Source organism: Streptomyces sp. NPDC050388, from assembly GCF_040655635.1.
Lineage (GTDB): Bacteria > Actinomycetota > Actinomycetes > Streptomycetales > Streptomycetaceae > Streptomyces.
This window is the reverse complement of sequence record NZ_JBFAKH010000005.1, coordinates 137,420-157,511: the sequence shown is the minus strand read 5'-3', so window position 1 is coordinate 157,511 and position 20,092 is coordinate 137,420. Positions and strand designations below refer to the sequence as shown.

Sequence of the window (20,092 nt, the reverse complement as noted above, 5' to 3'; positions counted from 1 at the left end):
ACGCGCGGCGCCGGCCGGCGTGACCGGCCGCACCGGCGGGGACGGCCGCGCCGACGGCAGGGGCGGCCGGGGGTCACACCGGGGCGATCTCCCGCTCCAGCCGTGCGGCCAGGCTGAGATAGCGCGCCCTGCGGGTCACCGGCACCAGGCCCCTGATGAGGATCTGCCACATCTCCGCGGTGCGGCGGGGCTGCCGGGCGACGGGTTCCCGGGAGCGGCCCACGACCCGGGTGCCGATGAAGAAGCAGACGAGGGAGTGGGCCACGACCTCGATGTCGACCTCCGGGTGGACGTCGGCCTCCTTGACCGCGCCGAGGAGCCGGGCGGTGACGATGTCCATCCACTCGGCGAAGGGGTGGCTGAGCGGGGGGCGCGGCCGGGTGCCCCCGGTGGCGAGCCGGAGCCCCGCCCGCAGCACGGGGTCCTCGGCCGACAGGCGGGCTATGCAGAAGGTGAGACGCATCAGCGCCTCCAGGGAGGTGTGGCCGCGGGTCTCGGTGTCCCTGGCCAGTCGGCGGCAGGTGGCGGACTGGAGCTCCAGGATCGCGTGGGCCAGGTCCTCCTTCGCGGCGAAGTGGAAGTACAGGGCTCCCTTGGTGACGTGGGCGTGCTCGACGATGTCGCTGAGACTCGTCGATTCGTACCCCTGCCGGTCGAACAGATCGGCGGCGGCCGTGATGATCGTCGCGCGGGTCTGCTCGGCGCGTACCTGCCTCGCCATCGACTGAACTCCTGAGCCGGAAAGGAACGGGGCATGCCGTTTGTTTTTACCCCGAGTACACGATAACTCACCCTGTGACGGCGTCCGTTCCAGCGGTTCGTCCCGTGATGCGGCACACATCCGGCAATTCAAGTTCGGACGCCGAAAGAAAACAGCACGTCCGGTATCCGAGTGTGGCAGCCGCGTCGGCGCAAGAGAACGGCGGGTGGCTCCGGGCGGAACGCGTCGCGCTGTGTCAGAGTGTCCCGCCAACGCCCCGGAAGGCCTTCGGGGTTGACCCGGAGCAAGCCCGTCCGCGCTTGTCCGGCGGGCCCGTTCGGGTTCCGTACCGGCCGCGCGGTTAGGGGCGGGAAGGGGACGGCCACCCCTGTCACCTCGGAACTCACCGTTCATCACAATGCGGCAGCGGCATCTCACTTCACGTGGTCCCTCACTTGACTACCAGTGGTGCGACGCGATTGGCTCCGGCCAGCGAGAGTCACCTGATCGGCGTAACACCCCGCGACTCCGCCCCTGCTTCCGTCTCCTCACTTGCTCGGCCGTACAGCGAGGTCCGCTCCCTCATGAACACTCGTCCCCCGTCCCACGGTTTCCCGAGACGGCCCCTCCGCCCGGCCGTGCTCGCGGCAGCCGTCGGTCTGCTGGTGACCGGCTGCTCCGCCTTCGACGTGACCGGCGACTCCTCGGACTCCAGGAGCGCGGATGCGGCCGGCGACGGGATGAGGGTCGTGATGGTGACGCACGGCGGTGAGGGGGACGCCTTCTGGGACAGGGTGCGCAAGGGCGCCGAGGCCGCCGCGGCGAAGGACGGCATCGACCTCACCTATGTGAGCGACGCGGACCCGGCCGGCCAGGCCGAACTGGTGCGCGACGCGGTCCGCGACAAGGTGGACGGCATCGCCCTCACGCTGGCCAAGCCGCAGGCGATGAAGGGCGCGGTGAAGGAGGCACGCGAGGCGGGCATCCCCGTGGTCGGGCTCAACTCCGGCATCGGCGCCTGGAAGTCGACGGGGCTGCTGGAGTACTTCGGTCAGGACGACGGCGTCGCGGGCCAGGCCGTCGGCAACAAGCTGAACGAACTGAAGGCCGAGCACGCCCTCTGCGTCATCCACGAGCGGGGCAACGTCGGGCTGGAGGCCCGCTGCGCCGGCATGCGCAAGACGTTCGACGGGAAGACCGAGAACCTCTACGTGGACGGTTCCGACGAACGCGCCTTCTCCGGCATCGTCACCGCCCGGCTGCGCCAGGACCCGACCATCGACGAGGTGGTCGCCAACGGCGCGCAGCAGGCCCTCCTCGTGGCCGACGCCGCCAAGAAGGCGGACACCGGGGCGCACGTGGCCACCTTCGATCTCAACAAGGACCTGGTGGGCGCCGTCCGCAGGGGCGCCATCCGGTTCGCCGTCGACCAGCAGCCCTATCTCCAGGGCTATCTCTCCGTGGACGCGCTGTGGTTGTACCGGACCAACGGCAACATCAGCGGCGGCGGGGTGTCACCCGTGCTCACCGGGCCGGCGTTCGTCACGAAGACCAACGCCGCCTCGGTCGCCGAGTTCGCCGCCAACGGAACCCGGTGACGGTCGCATCCGGTGAAGACCTACTCGAGGACTCGGTTACGCACGGGCTGTACGGTCACCTGTGCGGATGACCTCCCGCGCATCACCCGGGAGTGACCGGACGTGCGTCCGGCCCATCCGTCCGCAGGCTGTTCCCCGGCTGTTCTGCACCCGCAATCCCCGCTGATCCGACCGTTCTAGGACGACGATGTCTCCACGGACAGGCGCCCGGCGCCGTCTCGGCTCCATACGTCTCTCGCTGGTCCTCCTGGCCCTGGTGCCCAGCGTCACCCTCGCCGCCATGTGGGGCGTGACGACGATCCGGATGTTCTCGGAGGGGCTTCAGCTCCGTGCACAGACGGAGTTGAGCCGGTCGACCGGCGCGATGGGCACCGAGGCGACCCTCGCGTTGCAGCAGGAGCGGAGACTGTCCGCGGCCTGGCTGGTCTCGCCCGAGACGTCCCGGGCCGCCCTCGAGGCGCAGCGCGAGAAGACGGACGTGGCGGTGGCGAAGCTGGTCGGGCAGGCCGACGCGATCGCCGAGGCGCCGGCCCGTGTGTCGGAGCGGCTGTACTCGGTGCTCGGTTCGGTGGGCAGCCTCGAGTACTACCGGGGCCAGGTGGACAAACCGAGCGACATCACCGCCGAGCAGGCGCTCGACCAGTACACCTCGATCATCGACGACCAGATCCACGCCTTCCAGGAGCTGTCGCAGGTCGACGACGGCGACCTGACCTCGCAGGCCGGGCCGTTGGTCTCGCTGGAGCACGCGGCGGAACTGGTGACCAAGGAGGACGCGCGGCTCACCCTGGCCTGGCCGTCCGGGGAGCTCGACGAGCCGTCCTGGTCCGCCTTCGCGGGGTCGGTCGCCACCCGCCGCTGGCTGATCGAGGACCAGATCGTGCCGTCCCTGCGCGGCGACACCAAGACGCAGACCGAGCGGATCCTGCACAGCCCGGAGTGGCGCACCCTGCAGGAGATCGAGGACGAGGTGCTCGCCGTCCACCCCACCGCGGAGGGCACGGCCGAGCTGCCGGACGCGCAGAAGCGGTGGGACGCGGCCCTGACCGAGGTCACACCGCAGTACGCCGCTCTGATCCGGCAGCAGACCGACGCGCTGCTCACCCGCAGCGCCGCCGAGGCCCGCGGTCTGCTGCTGACCGCGGCGGCGCTCAGCGCCGGCGGACTGCTCGCCCTGCTGCTGTGCGTCGGCATGTCGTGGCGGATCACCCGCTCGCTGTCCCGCCGGCTGCACGGCCTGCGGATGGCCACCCTCAGCCTCGCCGAGGAGCGGCTGCCCGACGTGGTGGCCCGGCTGGAGCGGGGCGAGAAGGTCGACGCCGAGTCGGCGACCACTCCGCTGGACTACGGCCACGACGAACTCGGCCAGGTCGCCCAGGCGTTCAACACCGCGCAGCGCACCGCGGTGCACACGGCGGTCGAACTCGCCGACACTCGGCGCGGATTCCAGAAGATCATCCTGGGCATCGCACGGCAGAGCCAGAACCTCGTCAACCTCCAGCTCAGCAAGCTCGACGCGCTGGAACGCCGGCACACCGACCCCGAGGTCCTCAAGGGGTTGTACGAACTGGACTCCACGGCAAGCCAGTTGCGCCGGTACGAGGAGAACCTGGTCATCGTCAGCGGTGAGCGGCCCGGCCGTTCGTGGAGCGAACCGGTCGCACTGATCGACATCCTGCGCAGTGCCGTCGGTGAAGTCGCCGAATACCAGCGGGTGGAGGTGCACACCGACGAAGAGGTGGCGCTGGCTCCGCCCGCGGTGGCCGACGTCATCCACCTGCTGGCCGAGCTGATCGACAACGCGACGGTGTACTCGCCCGCGCCGAGCCCCGTCGGGGTGCGTGCCGCGTTGGTGGCCAAGGGCCTCGCCGTCGAGGTCGAAGACCGGGGACTCGGCATGTCCGAGGACGACTACGCCTCGATGAACGCCCAGTTGGCCAAGCCCCCGCAGTTCGACGTGGTGGCCCTCGCCGACGACCTGCGGCTCGGCATGTTCGTGATCTCCCAGCTGGCCCACCGGCACGGCATCGCCGTCACCCTGCGTCCGTCGCCGTACGGCGGGACGACGGCGATCGTGCTGCTCCCGCACGAGATCGTGGTGTGCGACGCGCCGCACGAGGCCGGGGCCGCCCCCGCCGTCGGAACGAACGGACACCGCGCGGCGACCGACCCGGACCGGGCGGCCACCACCGGCACCACGGACACGGCGGACACGGCGGACACGGCGGACACGGCGGATGCCAAGGACACCAAGGAGCCCGAGAACGCTGCGGACGCCCGGCCCCCCGCGACCGACGTGACCGCGGGTACGGCGCCGCCCCGGCCCGGGGCCGCCGTACGGACCACTCCCCGCCCGCCCACGGCCGCGCCCGGGCTCACCCCGCTCCCCCGCCGGGTGCCGCAGACCAGCCTGGCCGCCGAACTGCGGGAGGAGGTGGCCGTGTCCGTCACCGAGCACGACTCCGAGGACTTCACGCCGGAAGACGCGGCCTCCTCCCTGGCCGGCTTCCAGCGCGGCACGTCCCAGGCACGCGCGGAAGACGACGACGCCCGTACCGACGACGATGCCGTCCCACCGGCCGCCACCGGCATGAGGGCCTCCTCCGGGGCCCCCGCCGGCTCCCGAGAGCTCCCGAACCCCCCGAATCCGCCCTCCGACCGCTGAACGCCGACGAAGGAACACAGAGATGACACGCCCCGTACCCGCCACTCACACCCAGCTCGACCAGCTGCTCACCGGACTCGTGGAGCGGGTCGCCGAGGTGAACCAGGCCGTGGTGCTGTCCGAGGACGGTCTGGTGGTCAGCAAGTCCACCGGGTTCCTGCGCGACGACGCGGAGCGTCTGGCGGCCACCGCGTCCGGACTGATGAGCCTCAGCAAGGGCGTCAGCATGGACTTCCGCGGCGGCCCGGTGCGCCAGGCGCTCATCGAGATGGCCAACAGCTACCTGATCCTCACCTCGGCCGGGCCGGGCGCCCATCTCGTGGTGCTGACCGGAGCGGGCGCGGACGTCGGCGTGGTCGCCTACCAGATGAACATGCTGGTGAAGAAGATCGGCGAGCATCTCAGCGCGGCGCCCCGGGGCACGGCAGACCCCGCCGTCGACTCCGGCGCGTGAGGTGGGCGGAGGCGATGTCGCGGGCCGTCTCGTCCGACCGTTCACCCTGACCGGTGGCCGGACGCGGCCCAGCCGCGCCGACTTCACGCTCATCACGACGGTGACGGCGGTCGATCCGCAGCCCGAGGCGGCCGCCCGGCCGCAGCCCGAGCACCTCCGCATCCTGCGGCTGTGCGCGGAGCCCATCGCGGTGGCGGAACTCGCCGCCCGCCTCGACCTCCCGATGAGCGTGGTCGTCATCATGCTCTGCGACCTGCTGGAGGCGGGCCGGATCACGGTCCGCCCGCCGCACCACGTCACCCGCACCACCCCGGACCTGGATCTGCTGCAGAAAGTGAGGGACGGACTTGGCCGGCTCTGACACCACCGCTCAGGCACCCACCGCGCGTTCGGCACCCGACACGGTCAAGATCCTGATCGCCGGGGGCTTCGGCGTGGGCAAGACCACCATGGTCGGCTCGGTCAGCGAGATCGCCCCGCTGCGCACCGAGGAGCCGCTGACCATGGCGGGCCTGGACATCGACGACCTCGAGGGCATCGAGGAAAAACGTGACACCACGGTGGCGATGGACTTCGGCCGGATCACCGTCTCCGACGACCTGGTGCTGTACCTCTTCGGTACGCCGGGCCAGCAGCGGTTCTGGTTCATGTGGAACGACCTGGCCCTCGGCGCGCTCGGCGCGGTGGTCCTGGTCGACGTGCGCAGGCCCGAGTCCAGTTTCGCCGCGATCGACTTCTTCGAGCGCCGGAGCATCCCGTTCGTCGTCGCCGTGAACGGCTTCCACGGGGAGCATCCCTACCCGGTCGAGGACATCCGGGAGTCGCTGACCCTGCCGGAGGGCGTGCCGGTGCTGCTCTGCGACGCGCGGGAGCGCGAGTCGTCCAGGGACGTGCTGATCGCCCTGCTCGACCGGCTGATCGCGGAGGCGGCTTAGGGCCTGTCCGGCGGATCATGCCGCAGACGTGGGGGCCGGCACGTCCTCCCCCAAGCTCGGCTGCGCTCGCACGGGAGGGGCCCGTCGCCCCCGCTCACCCGCGCCGACAAGGCACCGTCGATTCCCTGCGACCTGATCCGCCGGACAGGCCCCGGGCACGGTGAACGGCGCAGGGGTGCGGCCCGTTCACCGCACCCCGCGCGGGGTCAGTCCAGTCCGGCCGACTTCAGCCAGGCCTTCGCCACGTCCAGCGGGTCCTTCTTCTCCAGCTGGACCTGGGCGTCGAGGTCGAGCAGGGTCTCGGTGTCCAGCTCGGCGGAGACCGCGTTGAGCGCGTCGACGCCCTCCTGGGAGAGGGCGTCCTTGTGGACCAGCGGGGTCACGTTGGCGAAACCGAAGAGGTTCTCCGGGTCCTTCAGGACGACGAACTTCTCCTTGAGGATGGTCGGGTCCGTGGTGAAGACGTCCGCGGCCTGGACCTCGTTCCCGGTGAGCGCCGCCTGGGTGAGCGGACCACCCGCGTCGAGCGCCTTGAAGGACTTGAACTTCAGGCCGTAGACGGACTCCAGGCCCTTCAGTCCCTGTTGCCGGGTCTGGAATTCGGGCGAGCCGCCGATCACCATCTCCGGTGCGGCGTCCTTGAGGTCGGCGAGGGTGGACGACGCCGTGAGACCGTACTTCTTCGCCGTCCGGGCGTTGACGCTGACCGAGTCCTTGTTCTCGGCCGGCGACGGGTCCAGCAGCGTCAGCTTCTTGTCGAGCTGGGCCTTGACGGCGGCGTTGACCGCGTCGGCGGACTCCTGTTCGGCCTCGGGGTCGAGGTAGGCGAGCAGGGAGCCGTTGTACTCGGGCAGGACGGTGACGGAACCGTTCTTCATCAGGCCGTAGGTCGTCTCCCGGCTGCCGATGTTGTGCTTGTAGGTGACTTTGAGGCCCTTGGCCCTCAGCGCCTCGCCGTAGATGTCGGCGAGCAGGGTGCTCTCGGCGAAGTTGTTGGAGCCGACGACTACGGTGCCGGCCTCCGCCTTCTCCTCCTCGAGGGGGTTGTCGGAGGTGTCGCCGGACGAACAGCCCGCGAGCAGCGCCGTCGCGGCGCTGAGCGCGACGAGCGCCGCGCCGGTGTGCCTCGTCCTGGACCTGCTGCTCTTCGCGGTAGGAGTCATCCACTGATCCAATCCAGCCGGTTGACGGCCGTCAAGCGCGGCCGGATCACGGTTGTCACTCGGCCGCCCGTGCGTGCGGGGCCGGTTCAGCGCCGTCGTACGCCCGGTGACACCACCAGCCGTCCCGCCGCCCAGAACAGCGCGAGCGTGACGAGGGCCAGGAACGCCACCAGGGTGGCCCCGCCGACCACCTTCTCGTAGTCGCGCTGGTAGAGCCCGTCGATGATGTACCGGCCGAGGCCGCCCAGACTGACGTACGCGGCGATGGTGGCCGTCGACACGATCTGGATGGCCGCCGAGCGCAGCCCGCTCAGGATCAGCGGCAGCGCCACCGGCACCTCGACCCGGAACAGGATGTGCGACTCGCGCATGCCCATGCCGCGGGCGGCGTCCACCGGGGAGGGGTCCACCGTGCGGACGGCCTCGTAGGTGGTCACCAGGATCGGCGGAACGGCCAGCACGACCAGCGGGATCATGACGGGCAGCAGGCCGAAGCCGATCAGCAGCACCACCAGCACCAGCAGGCCGAAACTGGGCAGGGCCCGGGCGGCGTTGGCGACGAAGGCGAGTGCGTTCCCGCCGCGGCCGGTGTGCCCGGTCAGCAGGCCGACGGGCAGTCCGATCGCGGCGGCGGTCACGAGGGCCAGCAGCGAGTACCGGACGTGTTCGAGGAAGCGCTGCGGGATGCCGTCGTAGCCGTGCCAGTGGGCACTGTCGCTGAAGAAGGCGTTCATGAAGTCGAGGATGTTCACCGGGCCGCGCCCCCGGCTTCGTGGGGCTCGGGGCGTGCGGCGGGTCTCGGCCGTGTGCCGCGGGGCATCCACGGCGTGAGCAGCACCCTGAGCAGGACCAGCAGCGCGTCGCACAGGATCGCCAGCACGGCCGTCGTGACCACGGAGTTCACCGCGAGTTCGGGCCGGTCGTACTTCTGCGCGGCCGCGAGCAGGTTGCCGAGGGCCCCCTGATTGCCGATCAGGGCGCCGACGCTGACCAGGGAGATGCTGGACGCGGTGGCCACCCGCAGGCCGGCGATGATGGCGGGGGCGGCGATCGGCAACTGCACCTGGGTGTACCGGCGTACGGGACCGAAGCCCATGGCGGTGGCCGCGGCCAGCGTCTCCGGCGGCACCGAGCGCACCCCGTCGACGATCGCCGGGACCAGCACCACCAGGCTGTACAGGGCCAGCGGGATCATCACGGTGAGTTCGGTCTGGCCGGTGTAGTCGATGAGGACGACGAAGAACGCCAGCGACGGGACGGCGTACAGCACGGTCGTCATGCCCAGGACCGGCGGGTACAGCCAGCGGAAGCGTCCGCACAGCTGGGCGACGGGCAGCGCGAGCAGCAGCCCGGCCGCGACCGGGATCAGCGCCTCCCTCAGGTGCAGTCCGATCAGGCCCGCCCAGCTGTGCTGGAGGTCGCTGGGGATGTCGAAGAAGCCGCTCATCCGGCGACCTTCTCGTCTCCGGTGCGGCCGTCTCGGTGGGCGGTGCGGATGGCGTCGCCGATGGTCTGCTGGGAGACGACGCCCCGCACCCGGCCGGCGTCGTCCACGGCGACGGCCCAGCCGGTGGGGGAGAGCACCGCGCAGTCGAGCGCGACCCGCAGCGAGTCCACGCCGGGCACGAACGGCCGCCCGTACGGCAGCAGCCGGTCCGGTCTGATGTCCCCTGCGGTCAGCCGGCGGGGCTCGGACCAGCCGAGCGGGCGCCCCTCGTCGTCGGTCACCAGGAGGTGGGGGGCGTTCGACGCGCCGATCCGCTCGGCGGTGGCGTCCGGCGGGATCACCGCGTCGGTGGCCAGTTCCAGCGCGGCGGTGGTGAGGAAGGAGAGCCGCCGGATGCCCCGGTCGGCGCCGAGGAAGTCCTCGACGAACGCGTCCGCGGGGTCGGACAGCAGCTCGGCGGGCGGCGCGTACTGGGCGAGCCGGCCGCCTTCGCGCAGTACGGCGACCATGGTGCCGAGTTTGACCGCCTCATCGATGTCATGCGTGACGAAGACGATGGTCTTGCCCAACTCTTCCTGAATCCGCAGGAGTTCGTCCTGCAGTCCCTTGCGGACCACCGGGTCGACGGCCGAGAACGGCTCGTCCATCAGCAACACCGGCGGGTCCGCGGCGAGCGCGCGTGCCACTCCGACGCGCTGCTGCTGGCCGCCGGAGAGCTGGTACGGGTACCGCTTGGCCAGGGCGGCGTCCAGACCCACCCGCTCCATCAGCTCCGCCGCCCGCTCCCGGGCCCGCTGCTTGCCCCAGCCGAGCATGCGCGGCACGGTGGCGATGTTGTCGACGATCGTGCGGTGCTGGAAGAGACCGGCGTTCTGGATGACGTACCCCATGGACCGGCGCAGGGCGGTGACCGGTCGGCGCTGGATGTCCGCACCGTCGAGCAGGATCGTTCCCTCGGTGGGTTCGACCATGCGGTTGATCATGCGCAGGGTGGTCGTCTTGCCGCAGCCCGACGGTCCGACCAGAACGGTGATCGAGCGGTCGGGGATCTCCAGGGAGAGCCGGTCGACCGCCACCGTGCCGTCCGGGTAGCGCTTCGTCACTGAGTCGATCCGTATCAAGACGCCGAACACCCTTCGGGGGGCTGGAAGTTTCCGGCCGAGCCGGCCGCACGGTCTGCCGCCGGTCGAGTGTAGACGGCACCTCCGACAGCGCCCGGGGGGACACGCCCCCGCGCTACGCGGCCACCTGCCCCGCCCCGACCTCGGGAAACCACCCAGGAGGGGGAGGGCCGCCGGGAATCCCGGCGGCCCTCCCCCTCACCACGGCTCGGCGCGCGTCCGCGCGGATCAGCCCTCGGTGGGCTGCAGCTTCAGCGAGATGCTGTTGATGCAGTACCGCTGGTCCGTGGGCGTCGGGTACCCCTCGCCCTCGAAGACGTGCCCGAGGTGCGAGCCGCAGCGGGAGCAGCGCACCTCGGTGCGCACCATGCCGTGCGACCGGTCCTCGACCAGCTCGACCGCCTCGGAGTCCCGCGGGTCGTAGAAGGAGGGCCAGCCGCAGTGCGACTCGAACTTGGTCTTCGAGGTGAACAGTTCGGCGCCGCAGGCGCGGCACGCGTAGACGCCCTCGGTCTTCGTGTCGGTGTACTCACCGGTGAAGGCCGGCTCCGTGCCCGCCTGGCGCAGAACGGCGTACTCGGACGGTGTCAGCTCCGCGCGCCACTGCTCGTCCGGCTTCTCCACGTCGTACGACATGAGCCTTCAGCCCCTTTGCTTCTGCTGCGTGCTTCTTGCGCGTCTCACTTCGAGAGACGCTCGAGGATCAGCGGGCCGAGGTCGGTGACGTCGCCCGCTCCCATGGTGAGAACCAGGTCGCCGGGCTTCGCCATTCCCGCCACCGCGTCCGGGATCTCCGCCTTGTCGTGCACCGGCGTCACGTCCGCACCGGCCGCCCGCGCCGCCTCGATGATCAGTTCGCTGGTGACGCCCGGGATCGGGTCCTCACGGGCCGGGTAGATGTCCAGCACGAGCGAGGAGTCGGCCAGGGTCAGGGCCTGGCCCATCTCCTTGCCCAGCTCCCGGGTGCGGGAGAACAGGTGCGGCTGGAAGACGGCCAGAATGCGGGCGTCGCCCGCGGCGGCGCGCATCGCCTCCAGGTCGGCGGTCATCTCGGTCGGGTGGTGCGCGTAGGAGTCGATGACCTGGACTCCCGCCGCCTCGCCCTTGAGCTGCAGGCGCCGCTTCACCCCGGTGTACGCCGCCAGCGCCGGGGCCAGTTCGGTGGCCGGGATGCCGAGCGCGACGCCGGCGGCGAGCGCGGCCACCGCGTTGTGCGCGTAGTGGCGGCCCGGGACGGACACCGTGAAGGTGAGCGGGGCGCCCTCGAACTCGACGGTCACCTCGCTCTTCAGTCCCTGCGGGACGACCGAGGTCACCCGCACGTCGGCGTCGGGCGCCTCCCCGTACGTCACCGTCCGGACGGAGCCGACCGAGCCTGCTGAACCTTCCGCACTCGCCGGACCGGCCGAGGTGCGCAGGCGCCGGGTCAGTTCCCGCGCGCCCTCGTGGTCCGACGAGATCACCAGCGTGCCGCCGGGCACGATCCGGCCGACGAACGTCTCGAAGGACTCGTGGATCTCCTCCATGGACGCGTAATTGGCGTGGTGGTCCAGTTCCACGTTGAGGATGATCGCGACCTCGGGGGCGTACTTGTGGAAGCTGCGGTCCGACTCGTCCGCCTCGGCGACGAAGATCTCGCCCTCGCCGTGCAGCGCGTTGGAGCCGGGCGCGTCCAGGTCGCCGCCGATCGCGTACGACGGGCGGCGGCCCAGCTCGGTCAGGGAGACGGCCAGCATCGAGGTGGTCGTGGTCTTGCCGTGGGTGCCGGCCACCGCGACCGGGCGCAGGCCGTCCATGAGGGCGGCCAGCGCGTCGGAACGGTGGACCACGGGAACGCCCAGTTCGGCCGCGCGGACGAGCTCCGGGTTGTCCTCACGGATCGCCGACGACACGACCACGCAGCTCGCGTCGTCGGCCAGGTGTCCGGCGGCGTGCCCGATGTGGACCGTGGCGCCCAGCGCGCGCAGCGCCTCGGCGGTGGCCGACTCCTTGGCGTCGCTGCCGACCACCTTGGCGCCGCGCTGCGCGAGGATCTTCGCGATGCCCGACATCCCGGCGCCGCCGATGCCGATGAAGTGCGGTCGGTCCATGGCGGTAGGAAGGCCGGGTGCCATGCGTGTTTCTCCCCAGTGGTGACGAGTGCGGGTCGTACGAGCGGTGCGGGCCGCACGGGTGGTGCGACGAGTGGGACGACGGTCCCCGCGCCCTCGTGCGAGGGGCGCCGCCCCAGCCTATGCCTTGCTGTGCGAGAACAGTTTCAGCACCGGCACACCCACCTTGTGCCGGGCCCGGGAGGCCCAGTCCCGGTGGAAGAACTCCTCCACGTAGTGCGGGTCGGTGAGCACGATCACCTCGTCCGCCCCGGCCTCCTGGACCATCGTTCTCAGCGCGTCCAGGGGGTGGTTCTCGATCAGCCGGCCGTCGGCCCCGTGACCGGCGGCGCGCAGGGCCTGCAGGGACACCTCCAGTGCCCGCTCCCCCGTCGTCCTGGCCTCCTCGCCCTCGGGCGTCTCCGCTTCCCGGACGGCGTCGTCGAGCTCGCCGAGGGCCACGTCGTCGATGGCCCTCAGCAACCGGTCCGCCTGTTCTCCGCGCGGCTGGAGCAGCACCCGGAAGGCGACCTCCTCGTCACCGTGCAGGGTGGTGACGAACTCCACGTCGGCGGACGTCAGGGCCTTCTCGATCATCAGTACGCTTGTGAACACCAGGCGCCCCTTCTCCTCGGAGGGCCGTGGGCCCTCTCTCCCCGTGGGCCGAGCCAGGCCCTGCGGAATCCGTCCTGCCCGTGCCCGCACGGGCACCACCGGGTTCAGTGTGCCCGTCGCACCACCGAGCGGAACGGAAGATTCCGCCGATTACCGGACCAGTGGTAACCATTGAACCCGGATCCGGGCGCTCCTGGACGCTCCCGGACATCGCCGGAGGGTTCGGGTCCGCCCGTCCGGTCAGAAACGCGCGTACCGCGTGAAAAGAAAACCGTCCTCCTCCAACATCGATTTCAGCGTGAAACGACTCGGAAGTGTCACAGACGGTCCACCGGCGATGCGCTGAGCGTCACCCGCGACGAGCATCGGGGCGACGGTCAGACAGAGCTCGTCCAGCACTCCGGCCGCCACCAGCTGCCCCAGTAGCCGCGGCCCGCCCTCGGTCAGCAGTCGGGTGTGCCCCAGTTCCGCGAGGGCCCGCACCGCGCGAGCCGGATCCACACCGGTGCCGTCCCCCGCGATCACCACCCGGGCCCCGGCGGCCGCCTCGGCGGCGGCGATCCGGTCGGGGGACGCGGCGGCACCGGTCAGGATCAGGGTGTCCACCAGCGGGGTGGTGAACAGCGGCAGGGAGAAGTCCAGGTCCAGGCCGGCGGAGACCACGGCGATCGCCGGCGCGGGGCCCTGCCCGGCCGCCTCGCGCGCCGCCGCGAACTCCGCACGCGCGCGGGCCGGACGGTAGCCCTCCAGCCGAACCGTTTCCGCGCCGACGAGCACGACGTCCGCGAGGGCCCGCAGCGTGCCGAAGACGCGCATGTCGGCCGGGCTGGAGATGGGCTGCGAGCGGCCCTCGTGCTGGGCGGCTCCGTCGAGCGTGGACACCATGTTGGCCCGCAGCCACGGCTGCCGGTCCGCACCGGGCCCCGGCCCCGGGTAGGCGTACGCGGCGGCCAGTTCGGCCAGGCTCCACTCCCGGTCCTCCGTGCCCTCCCCCGCGCGGGAGGTACCGGTCGTCTCCCCGGCGGGAGCTGCTGTTTCGTCGATCACAGGGAAGAGGCGTCGCATGCCGTGCAGTGTTCCACGCCCCGTAGTATCGGGAAGCGTGTCGTCATCCTCCCCCGCCCCCCGGCTCACCTCCGCCGTCCGGCTCGCTCCCGCGGCCGACGCGGCCCCGCTGTCCCTGTGCGCCCGTGAGCCGCACGTCCCCGCGGACCGGCTCGTCGCCGAGATGGTGCCCCCGCCCCGGTTCGACGCGGTCCGTTTCGACACCTACATACCCGACCCGAACCAGCCCAGCCAGACCGAGGCCGTGCGCGTCCTCGAAGGCTTCGCGGCCGGTCTCGGCGGGGCACCGGGCGGCGATTCCGGCAGGCGTCGGCTGTTCGGCTTCGGGAAGCCGGCGAAGCCCGCCCCGGCCGGCCCGCGCGGCGTCTACCTCGACGGCGGCTACGGCGTCGGCAAGACCCATCTGCTGGCCTCCCTGTGGCACGCCGCCCCGGCCGAGCCCGCGCTCAAGGCGTTCGGCACCTTCGTGGAGCTGACCAACCTGGTGGGCGCCCTCGGCTTCCAGCAGACGGTACGGACGCTCTCCGGGCACCGGCTGCTGTGCATCGACGAGTTCGAACTGGACGACCCCGGCGACACCGTGCTCGTCTCCACCCTGCTCGGCAAGCTGGTCGAGGCGGGTGTCGCGCTCGCCGCCACCTCCAACACGCTGCCCGGCAAGCTCGGTGAGGGCCGGTTCGCCGCGGCCGACTTCCTGCGCGAGATCCAGGGCCTGTCGGCCCACTTCCGCGCCCTGCGCATCGACGGCGAGGACTACCGCCACCGCGGTCTGCCCCAGGCGCCGCCGCCGTACACCGACGAACTGGTGACCAAGACGGCGTACGCCACCGAGGGCGCCTCGCTGGACGGCTTCGCGGATCTGCTGGAGCACCTCGCGAAGGTGCACCCCAGCCGCTACGGCGCCCTCACCGACGGGCTCACCGCCGTGTGCCTCACCGGCGTGCGGCCGGTACCGGACCAGTCGACGGCCCTGCGGCTGGTCGTCCTCGCCGACCGGCTCTACGACCGCGAGGTGCCCGTGCTCGCCTCGGGACTGCCCTTCGACCAGCTGTTCAGCGAGGAGATGCTGAAGGGCGGCTACCGCAAGAAGTACTTCCGGGCGATCTCCCGGCTCACCGCGCTGGCCCGGGACGCCGGCCGGCTCACCGGGACCCCGTAACCCCGGGGGCCGACGCCCCGGGCCCCCGACCTCGAGCCGTGGCCGCGGACCGGGCACCGGGCATATCGTGACAGAAGTGACCGTAAGCGCAGGGAGCAGGCCTCTGAACGGGAGGTCGTCATGGTCGAGGAACTGGTCACCGCGATCGTCGCCACCGGCGCCGCGGGCGTCGTCTATCTCGCCGCGGCGGCGCGGGTCGTCAAGCAGTACGAGCGCGGGGTGGTCTTCCGGCTCGGTCGGCTGTACAGCGGGGAGCGCCAGCCCGGGTTCACGATGATCCTCCCCGGGGTGGACCGGCTGCACAAGGTCAATCTGCAGATCGTCACGATGCCGATCCCCGCGCAGGAGGGCATCACCCGGGACAACGTCACCGTGCGGGTGGACGCGGTCGTCTACTTCAAGGTCGTCAACGCCTCCGCCGCGCTCGTCAACGTGGAGGACTACCGGTTCGCGGTCTCCCAGATGGCCCAGACCTCACTGCGCTCGATCATCGGCAAGAGCGACCTCGACGACCTGCTGTCCAACCGGGAGAAGCTCAACGAGGGCCTGGAGCTGATGATCGACAGCCCGGCGGTCGGCTGGGGCGTGCAGATCGACCGGGTCGAGATCAAGGACGTCTCGCTGCCCGAGACGATGAAGCGGTCCATGGCCCGGCAGGCGGAGGCCGACCGCGAGCGGCGGGCCCGGGTCATCAACGCCGACGCCGAACTCCAGGCGTCGAGGAAACTGGCCGAGGCCGCCCAGCAGATGGCGGACACCCCCGCCGCGCTGCAGCTGCGGCTGCTGCAGACGATCGTGGCGGTGTCCGCCGAGAAGAACTCCACGCTGGTGCTGCCCTTCCCGGTGGAGCTGCTGCGCTTCCTGGAACGGTCCGCCCAGCAGCCGGCACCGAAGGAGCGCGCCCTCGAGGAACCGGGGCCGCCCCCCGACGAACCGGGGCCGCCCCCCGGCCGGATCCCGGACCCGTGACACGTGCTCCACGCGTGGTTCCCGTGACTCACGGCAGGTGATAGACACGGCGGGTCACAGTTCCTGTCCGCCAGCAGGAAGGTTCCCCCACCATGCCCGCATCAGGGACCCCCGGGACCTCCGGGACCACGGATTCCACCGGGTCCACGGAGTCGACCACCGGCCCCTCCCCCACGACACGACGTCAACTGCTCGCCCGTTCCGGCGCCCTGGGAATCGGCATCGCGTTCTCCGGCTCCCTCTCCGAGCTGTTCACCTCCACTGCCGCCGCGCAGGACCTCGGCCACCACGGTTACGGCTCCCTCGTCCCCGACCCCGACGGGCTGCTCGACCTGCCGAAGGGTTTCCGCTACCGGGTGCTCTCCCGCGAGGGCGACGAACTGCGCTCCGGTGAGGGCCCCGTCCCCTCCAACCATGACGGCATGGCCGCCTTCGCGGGCGGACACGGCCGCGTCCATCTCGTCCGCAACCACGAGAACCGCGCCGGCGCCAGGGTCCCGGTCCCGGTGATCGACGGACTGACCTACGACCCGCAGGGCAAGGGCGGCTGTACGTCGCTGAGCCTGGACTCCCGCGGCCGGGTGCTGTCGGAACGGGTCGCGATCGCCGGGACCGCCGTCAACTGTGCGGGCGGGCCGACGCCTTGGGGCACCTGGCTGACCTGTGAGGAGACCGAGGACAAGGCGGGCACCAACGGCTACACCAAGGATCACGGCTTCGTCTTCGAGGTCGACGGGGCCGACCCGCGCCGCACGGGGGCGGTGCCGCTCACCGCGATGGGCCGCTTCCAGCACGAGGCGGTCGCGGTCGATCCGCAGCGGGGCGTCGTCTACGAGACGGAGGACGCGTTCGAGCGGCCCTTCGGGCTCTTCTACCGCTTCCTGCCGGACAAGCCGCTCGGCGGCACCGGTTCGCTGCGCGCGGGCGGCCGGCTCCAGGCGATGCGGGTGCCCGGAGTGCCCGACCTGTCCTCGATCCGGGAGACGGGCGCGCACTTCGACCGCGTCGAATGGGTGGACGTGCCGGACCCGCAGGCCGCCGGAACCCCCATCCGCTTCCAGGACTTCGGCGCCGACGGCATCACGCACGCGCAGAAGCTGGAGGGCTGCTACTGGGGCGGCCGGTCGGTGTACTTCGTGTCGTCCTTCGCCCGCAGCGCCGAGGGTTCGGCCGGTGACCACCACGGGCAGGTCTGGCGCTACGACCCGGACCGGCGACGGCTGACGCTGGTGATCGTCTTCGGGCCGGACACCGACGTACGACTGCCCGGCGAGTCGCCCGACAACATCTGTCTCGCCCCCGGCGGCGGCCTGATGGTCTGTGAGGACGGCAGCGGCGCGCAACACGTCTACGGCGTCACCCGGCGCGGCGAGGTGTACGCGATGGCGCGCAACCGCCAGAACGTCGGCACGCCCGAGAAACCCGAGTGGGGCGAGTTCGCCGGGGTCACCTTCTCCCCCGACGGCCGGACCATGTACGTCAACTGCTACTCCCCCGGCACGACGTTCGCGGTCACCGGCCCCTGGCGGCGATGACGAACGGGGGCGACCGGGGTCTCCCCGGTCGCCCCGCGATCCGTACGCGGGTCAGGCCACCGGCAGGTCGTCCACCTGGCCGATCGTCTGCTTCACCCCCTCGACCGCGCCCCTCTCCGCGAGCTGGTCCCTCTGCTCCCGGCTGTCGAAGGCCGAGCGCGGTTCCATCCGGATACCGCCCTCGCGCTCGCTGAGCGTCATCCGTACCGTCGTGGTCGGCATCTCGGGGTTCGGCTTGCCGTGCAGGTCTCCGACCTGATCGCGAGGTCGAACGGACGGGACCGGCCGTCCTGGGGTGGGGGTGCGGCTGACGACGACCACTGCCTGATCGACGCGTCCAGGCCGCCCGAGGCCGACGGGCCCCCGTACGCGGAGTGCGTGCTGTGCCGGGAGCCGACGGAGTACCCGGAGTCGTACAAGGGCGTGACGCTGTGCCCGGTGTGAATGGGGGTCCCCCTGTTCGAGCGAAGTCGAGAACTTGGGGGAGGCGGGAGGCCGAGCGCACGTCCTGCTCGGGGTGACGGTCGCCGGTGTCCGGCGGCTTGGCAGACTGGAGCGGTGAACAACGACCGGGTGCCCGTCGCCGACAGCCCCTTCCGCCATGAGTCCAGTGCCCGCGACGCGGCACCCCAGTTCGTGCTGCCCCTGGTGGCACGCATCGAGCGGGCCGCGCCCCCGGCCCGTACGGACGCGCTGGAGACGGCGGCCCGTGCGGTGCTGACGATGCTGGCGGACGAGCGGTCGACGGGCGAGGGCGAGTGGGCGCAGGTGATGCGCGACTGGCAGGACGCCCGCATCCGCAAGGTGGTGCGCCGGGCCCGCGGCGCGGAGTGGCGCCGCGCGGAGGCGCTCGACGGCATCACGGTCACCGGCACGTCGGCGGAGGTCCGCGTCTTCCCGCCCGTCCCGCTGGACGGCTGGCCCAAGGACCTGGCCCGCCTCCAGGTCTCCGGCACCGACCTGGACGACCCGGAGCCCGTGCCCCCGGCGGACCCCGCCGCCCCCGTCCTGTGGCTCAACCCCGACCTCGACATGTCGGCCGGCAAGGCCATGGCCCAGGCGGGTCACGCCGCCCAGCTGGCCTGGTGGGAGCTGACCGACGAGGACCGCACCGCCTGGCACGACGCCGGCTTCCCCCTCTCCGTCCGCCCCGCCGCCCCCTCCCACTGGCCGACCCTGATCACCAGCGGCCTCCCCCTCGTCCGCGACGCGGGCTTCACCGAGATCGCGCCGGGCTCCAGCACCGTGGTGGCGGACCACCCGGCCCTGCGCTGAGACCCTGCTCGGCGTCAGGAGGTGGGGAGACTCGCCAGTGCGTGGCGGATCGCCGCCAGGGCCTCCTCGTTCGAGACACCGAGCCGTCCGGCGGCAGCCGCGTACGTGCGTGCGTGTTCCGCGAGCTTCGCCTTGCTGTCGGTGGCGGCCGCCGGGGCGATGACCTGGGTGCCGGAACCCCTGCGGGTCCTGACCAGGCCCGCACTCTCCAGTTCGCGGTAGGCCCGGACCACGGTGTTGTTGGCCAGCCCGAGGTCGGAGGCCAGCTGGCGCACGGACGGCAGTCTGTCTCCCTGACGCAGTCGGCCGACGGAGATCAGATCGGCCAGCTGCGCGCGGACCTGCTCGTAGGGCGGGACCGGGGACGCGTGATCCACGCGGATGGACCGCGCCGTCACGGCCGGGCCTTGACGTAGGCCTGCGGCAGCAGGAGGACGCACAGGCAGTGACACGCCGTCAGGGCGGAAGTGAGGGCGGTGAGAGCCAGCCCCCACAGCGCCGCGTCCTTCATCCCGCCCGCGCAGGACAGGCTCAGCACCACGACCCCCATCGTCAGGGAGACAGCGAAGAGAGGAGCGCTCACCATCACTCCCCAGGCACCGATCGCCGCCCGGATTCCGGTGCGGCGCTGATCGTCACTCCGGGACCGGGCGGTGATACGGCGCAGGAGCACCGCGCAGACAACGGTACCGACGGTGAGGCCGCCGAGGATCGGCCAGGCGTAGTACGGGCCGGGCCAGGGCGAGAGCAGCTGTGTGCCCGCCGGGCACGTGACCGTCAGCGCACGGCGTGAGCGGCCGTCGGCGTCCGTCGAGGCCGTCGCGGCCGCGACGATCAGGAGGCCGGTCAGGACGACGGCCTGCCCGGTCAACGCGGCGGTCAGAGCACGGGGGACGTGGTCCCGGATGCGGCGCGGTGTCACCTGGGCCACTCGTACCCAGCCCTGACTCGGCCGGGCCACCACATCGGACGCGTACACGCCGAGCATGACGAACAGGCCGAAGACGGGAAACCCGTACAGCAGGTCCACATCGGGCTCGGGGCTGTAGGAGACCAGGGCGTTGACCGCCACACCGGTCGCCGCGCCGGCCCATCGCACGGGAGTCTCGAGCCCCTCCCGCCACGTGACTCCCCTTCCTGCGGCAGCAGACATCCCGGCCCCTTTCCCTCCCACAAGGTGTATCAACTACCTGACACAATCACGCTCGGAATGAACTGTGTCAAGTAGCTGAAACAGTTGCCGGAGTGCCGCTCAGCGCCGCACGGCGGCCTCCGGTGGACCGTGTGAAGCTCAAATGTTG

The 20,092-nt window shown here is 71.5% G+C and carries 22 protein-coding genes; 10 read left to right on the top strand and 12 right to left on the bottom strand.

The window, feature by feature from the left end:
• Positions 1-73 precede the first annotated feature (73 nt).
• Entirely contained in the window at positions 74-721 is a 648-nt protein-coding gene (locus AB0I73_RS04640) for a ScbR family autoregulator-binding transcription factor (protein WP_279333039.1), read from the bottom strand.
• Between the two features lie 563 nt (positions 722-1,284).
• On the opposite strand from AB0I73_RS04640, the gene AB0I73_RS04635 reads away from it, so the two are divergent.
• The 5 genes from AB0I73_RS04635 (at position 1,285) to AB0I73_RS04615 (ending at position 6,352) form a co-directional block, all read left to right on the top strand.
• On the top strand, positions 1,285-2,298 hold the full coding sequence (locus tag AB0I73_RS04635) for a substrate-binding domain-containing protein (protein ID WP_363033724.1): 1,014 nt from the start codon (positions 1,285-1,287) through the stop codon (positions 2,296-2,298).
• Between the two features lie 187 nt (positions 2,299-2,485).
• Positions 2,486-4,963 (top strand): nitrate- and nitrite sensing domain-containing protein, encoded by a 2,478-nt coding sequence (locus AB0I73_RS04630; protein WP_363033722.1) that lies wholly within the window; start codon positions 2,486-2,488, stop codon positions 4,961-4,963.
• A 22-nt stretch (positions 4,964-4,985) separates the two neighbouring features.
• Positions 4,986-5,417 (top strand): roadblock/LC7 domain-containing protein, encoded by a 432-nt coding sequence (locus tag AB0I73_RS04625; RefSeq protein ID WP_363033720.1) that lies wholly within the window; start codon positions 4,986-4,988, stop codon positions 5,415-5,417.
• Between the two features lies 1 nt (position 5,418).
• Positions 5,419-5,778 carry a DUF742 domain-containing protein gene (locus AB0I73_RS04620; RefSeq protein ID WP_363033718.1) on the top strand — a complete coding sequence of 120 codons (360 nt, stop codon included), beginning with the start codon at positions 5,419-5,421 and terminating at the stop codon, positions 5,776-5,778.
• On the top strand, positions 5,765-6,352 hold the full coding sequence (locus AB0I73_RS04615) for an ATP/GTP-binding protein (protein ID WP_363033716.1): 588 nt from the start codon (positions 5,765-5,767) through the stop codon (positions 6,350-6,352). The genes AB0I73_RS04620 and AB0I73_RS04615 overlap by 14 nt, the downstream gene beginning before the upstream one ends.
• Before the next feature lie 206 nt (positions 6,353-6,558).
• Here AB0I73_RS04615 and AB0I73_RS04610 read toward each other — a convergent pair whose 3' ends face one another.
• The 8 genes from AB0I73_RS04610 to AB0I73_RS04575 all read right to left on the bottom strand — a co-directional run bounded on the left by AB0I73_RS04610 (position 6,559) and on the right by AB0I73_RS04575 (position 13,853).
• The gene (locus tag AB0I73_RS04610; RefSeq protein ID WP_363033714.1) at positions 6,559-7,515 is read right to left on the bottom strand and encodes an ABC transporter substrate-binding protein; all 957 of its coding nucleotides are present in this window, start codon (positions 7,513-7,515) and stop codon (positions 6,559-6,561) included.
• An 86-nt stretch (positions 7,516-7,601) separates the two neighbouring features.
• Positions 7,602-8,267 carry an ABC transporter permease gene (locus AB0I73_RS04605; RefSeq protein WP_363033712.1) on the bottom strand — a complete coding sequence of 222 codons (666 nt, stop codon included), beginning with the start codon at positions 8,265-8,267 and terminating at the stop codon, positions 7,602-7,604.
• Positions 8,264-8,962, bottom strand: a complete 699-nt coding sequence (locus AB0I73_RS04600) for an ABC transporter permease subunit (RefSeq protein ID WP_363033710.1) — start codon at positions 8,960-8,962, stop codon at positions 8,264-8,266. Before AB0I73_RS04600 ends, AB0I73_RS04605 begins: the two co-directional genes overlap by 4 nt.
• On the bottom strand, positions 8,959-10,083 hold the full coding sequence (locus AB0I73_RS04595; RefSeq protein ID WP_363033708.1) for an ABC transporter ATP-binding protein: 1,125 nt from the start codon (positions 10,081-10,083) through the stop codon (positions 8,959-8,961). The genes AB0I73_RS04600 and AB0I73_RS04595 overlap by 4 nt, the downstream gene beginning before the upstream one ends.
• A 228-nt stretch (positions 10,084-10,311) precedes the next feature.
• On the bottom strand, positions 10,312-10,719 hold the full coding sequence (gene msrB / locus AB0I73_RS04590; RefSeq protein ID WP_363033706.1) for a peptide-methionine (R)-S-oxide reductase MsrB: 408 nt from the start codon (positions 10,717-10,719) through the stop codon (positions 10,312-10,314).
• 44 nt (positions 10,720-10,763) lie between these two features.
• Entirely contained in the window at positions 10,764-12,197 is a 1,434-nt protein-coding gene (gene murC, locus AB0I73_RS04585) for a UDP-N-acetylmuramate--L-alanine ligase (protein WP_363033704.1), read from the bottom strand.
• 117 nt (positions 12,198-12,314) lie between these two features.
• Entirely contained in the window at positions 12,315-12,788 is a 474-nt protein-coding gene (locus AB0I73_RS04580) for an indole-3-glycerol phosphate synthase (RefSeq protein ID WP_363033702.1), read from the bottom strand.
• A gap of 240 nt (positions 12,789-13,028) precedes the next feature.
• The gene (locus tag AB0I73_RS04575; protein ID WP_363033700.1) at positions 13,029-13,853 is read right to left on the bottom strand and encodes a pyrimidine reductase family protein; all 825 of its coding nucleotides are present in this window, start codon (positions 13,851-13,853) and stop codon (positions 13,029-13,031) included.
• On the opposite strand from AB0I73_RS04575, the gene zapE reads away from it, so the two are divergent.
• From zapE to AB0I73_RS04560, 3 genes are all read left to right on the top strand, one after another.
• Positions 13,852-15,012, top strand: a complete 1,161-nt coding sequence (gene zapE, locus AB0I73_RS04570; RefSeq protein WP_363033698.1) for a cell division protein ZapE — start codon at positions 13,852-13,854, stop codon at positions 15,010-15,012. The genes AB0I73_RS04575 and zapE overlap by 2 nt on opposite strands.
• A gap of 120 nt (positions 15,013-15,132) precedes the next feature.
• Positions 15,133-15,981, top strand: coding sequence for a slipin family protein (locus tag AB0I73_RS04565; RefSeq protein WP_363033696.1), 849 nt, complete (start codon positions 15,133-15,135; stop codon positions 15,979-15,981).
• A gap of 92 nt (positions 15,982-16,073) precedes the next feature.
• Positions 16,074-17,516: an alkaline phosphatase PhoX gene (locus AB0I73_RS04560; protein ID WP_363033694.1), complete on the top strand. Its 1,443-nt coding sequence runs from the start codon at positions 16,074-16,076 to the stop codon at positions 17,514-17,516.
• 51 nt (positions 17,517-17,567) lie between these two features.
• Here the strand turns inward: AB0I73_RS04560 and AB0I73_RS04555 are convergent, their stop codons facing one another.
• Entirely contained in the window at positions 17,568-17,738 is a 171-nt protein-coding gene (locus AB0I73_RS04555; protein WP_363033692.1) for a hypothetical protein, read from the bottom strand.
• 18 nt (positions 17,739-17,756) lie between these two features.
• Between AB0I73_RS04555 and AB0I73_RS04550 the strand changes: the two genes are divergently transcribed.
• Both AB0I73_RS04550 and AB0I73_RS04545 read left to right on the top strand, forming a co-directional pair.
• Positions 17,757-17,960 (top strand): hypothetical protein, encoded by a 204-nt coding sequence (locus AB0I73_RS04550; RefSeq protein WP_363033756.1) that lies wholly within the window; start codon positions 17,757-17,759, stop codon positions 17,958-17,960.
• A 114-nt stretch (positions 17,961-18,074) separates the two neighbouring features.
• On the top strand, positions 18,075-18,791 hold the full coding sequence (locus AB0I73_RS04545) for an aminoacyl-tRNA hydrolase (protein ID WP_363033690.1): 717 nt from the start codon (positions 18,075-18,077) through the stop codon (positions 18,789-18,791).
• Between the two features lie 14 nt (positions 18,792-18,805).
• On the opposite strand, the gene AB0I73_RS04540 is transcribed toward AB0I73_RS04545, so the two are convergent.
• Positions 18,806-19,189 (bottom strand): GntR family transcriptional regulator, encoded by a 384-nt coding sequence (locus AB0I73_RS04540; protein ID WP_363033688.1) that lies wholly within the window; start codon positions 19,187-19,189, stop codon positions 18,806-18,808.
• Positions 19,186-19,890 (bottom strand): hypothetical protein, encoded by a 705-nt coding sequence (locus tag AB0I73_RS04535; RefSeq protein WP_363033686.1) that lies wholly within the window; start codon positions 19,888-19,890, stop codon positions 19,186-19,188. Before AB0I73_RS04535 ends, AB0I73_RS04540 begins: the two co-directional genes overlap by 4 nt.
• Between the last annotated feature and the right edge of the window lie 202 nt (positions 19,891-20,092).

Excerpts from the sequence above, each read along its gene's own strand:
- AB0I73_RS04640 (WP_279333039.1), bottom strand. The coding sequence starts at position 721 with ATGGCGAGGCAGGTACGCGCCGAGCAGACCCGCGCGACGATCATCACG.
- AB0I73_RS04635 (WP_363033724.1), top strand. The coding sequence starts at position 1,285 with ATGAACACTCGTCCCCCGTCCCACGGTTTCCCGAGACGGCCCCTCCGC.
- AB0I73_RS04630 (WP_363033722.1), top strand. The coding sequence starts at position 2,486 with ATGTCTCCACGGACAGGCGCCCGGCGCCGTCTCGGCTCCATACGTCTC.
- AB0I73_RS04625 (WP_363033720.1), top strand. The coding sequence starts at position 4,986 with ATGACACGCCCCGTACCCGCCACTCACACCCAGCTCGACCAGCTGCTC.
- AB0I73_RS04610 (WP_363033714.1), bottom strand. The coding sequence starts at position 7,515 with ATGACTCCTACCGCGAAGAGCAGCAGGTCCAGGACGAGGCACACCGGC.
- AB0I73_RS04600 (WP_363033710.1), bottom strand. The coding sequence starts at position 8,962 with ATGAGCGGCTTCTTCGACATCCCCAGCGACCTCCAGCACAGCTGGGCG.
- msrB (WP_363033706.1), bottom strand. The coding sequence starts at position 10,719 with ATGTCGTACGACGTGGAGAAGCCGGACGAGCAGTGGCGCGCGGAGCTG.
- murC (WP_363033704.1), bottom strand. The coding sequence starts at position 12,197 with ATGGCACCCGGCCTTCCTACCGCCATGGACCGACCGCACTTCATCGGC.
- zapE (WP_363033698.1), top strand. The coding sequence starts at position 13,852 with ATGCCGTGCAGTGTTCCACGCCCCGTAGTATCGGGAAGCGTGTCGTCA.
- AB0I73_RS04575 (WP_363033700.1), bottom strand. The coding sequence starts at position 13,853 with ATGCGACGCCTCTTCCCTGTGATCGACGAAACAGCAGCTCCCGCCGGG.
- AB0I73_RS04565 (WP_363033696.1), top strand. The coding sequence starts at position 15,133 with ATGGTCGAGGAACTGGTCACCGCGATCGTCGCCACCGGCGCCGCGGGC.
- AB0I73_RS04560 (WP_363033694.1), top strand. The coding sequence starts at position 16,074 with ATGCCCGCATCAGGGACCCCCGGGACCTCCGGGACCACGGATTCCACC.
- AB0I73_RS04555 (WP_363033692.1), bottom strand. The coding sequence starts at position 17,738 with ATGCCGACCACGACGGTACGGATGACGCTCAGCGAGCGCGAGGGCGGT.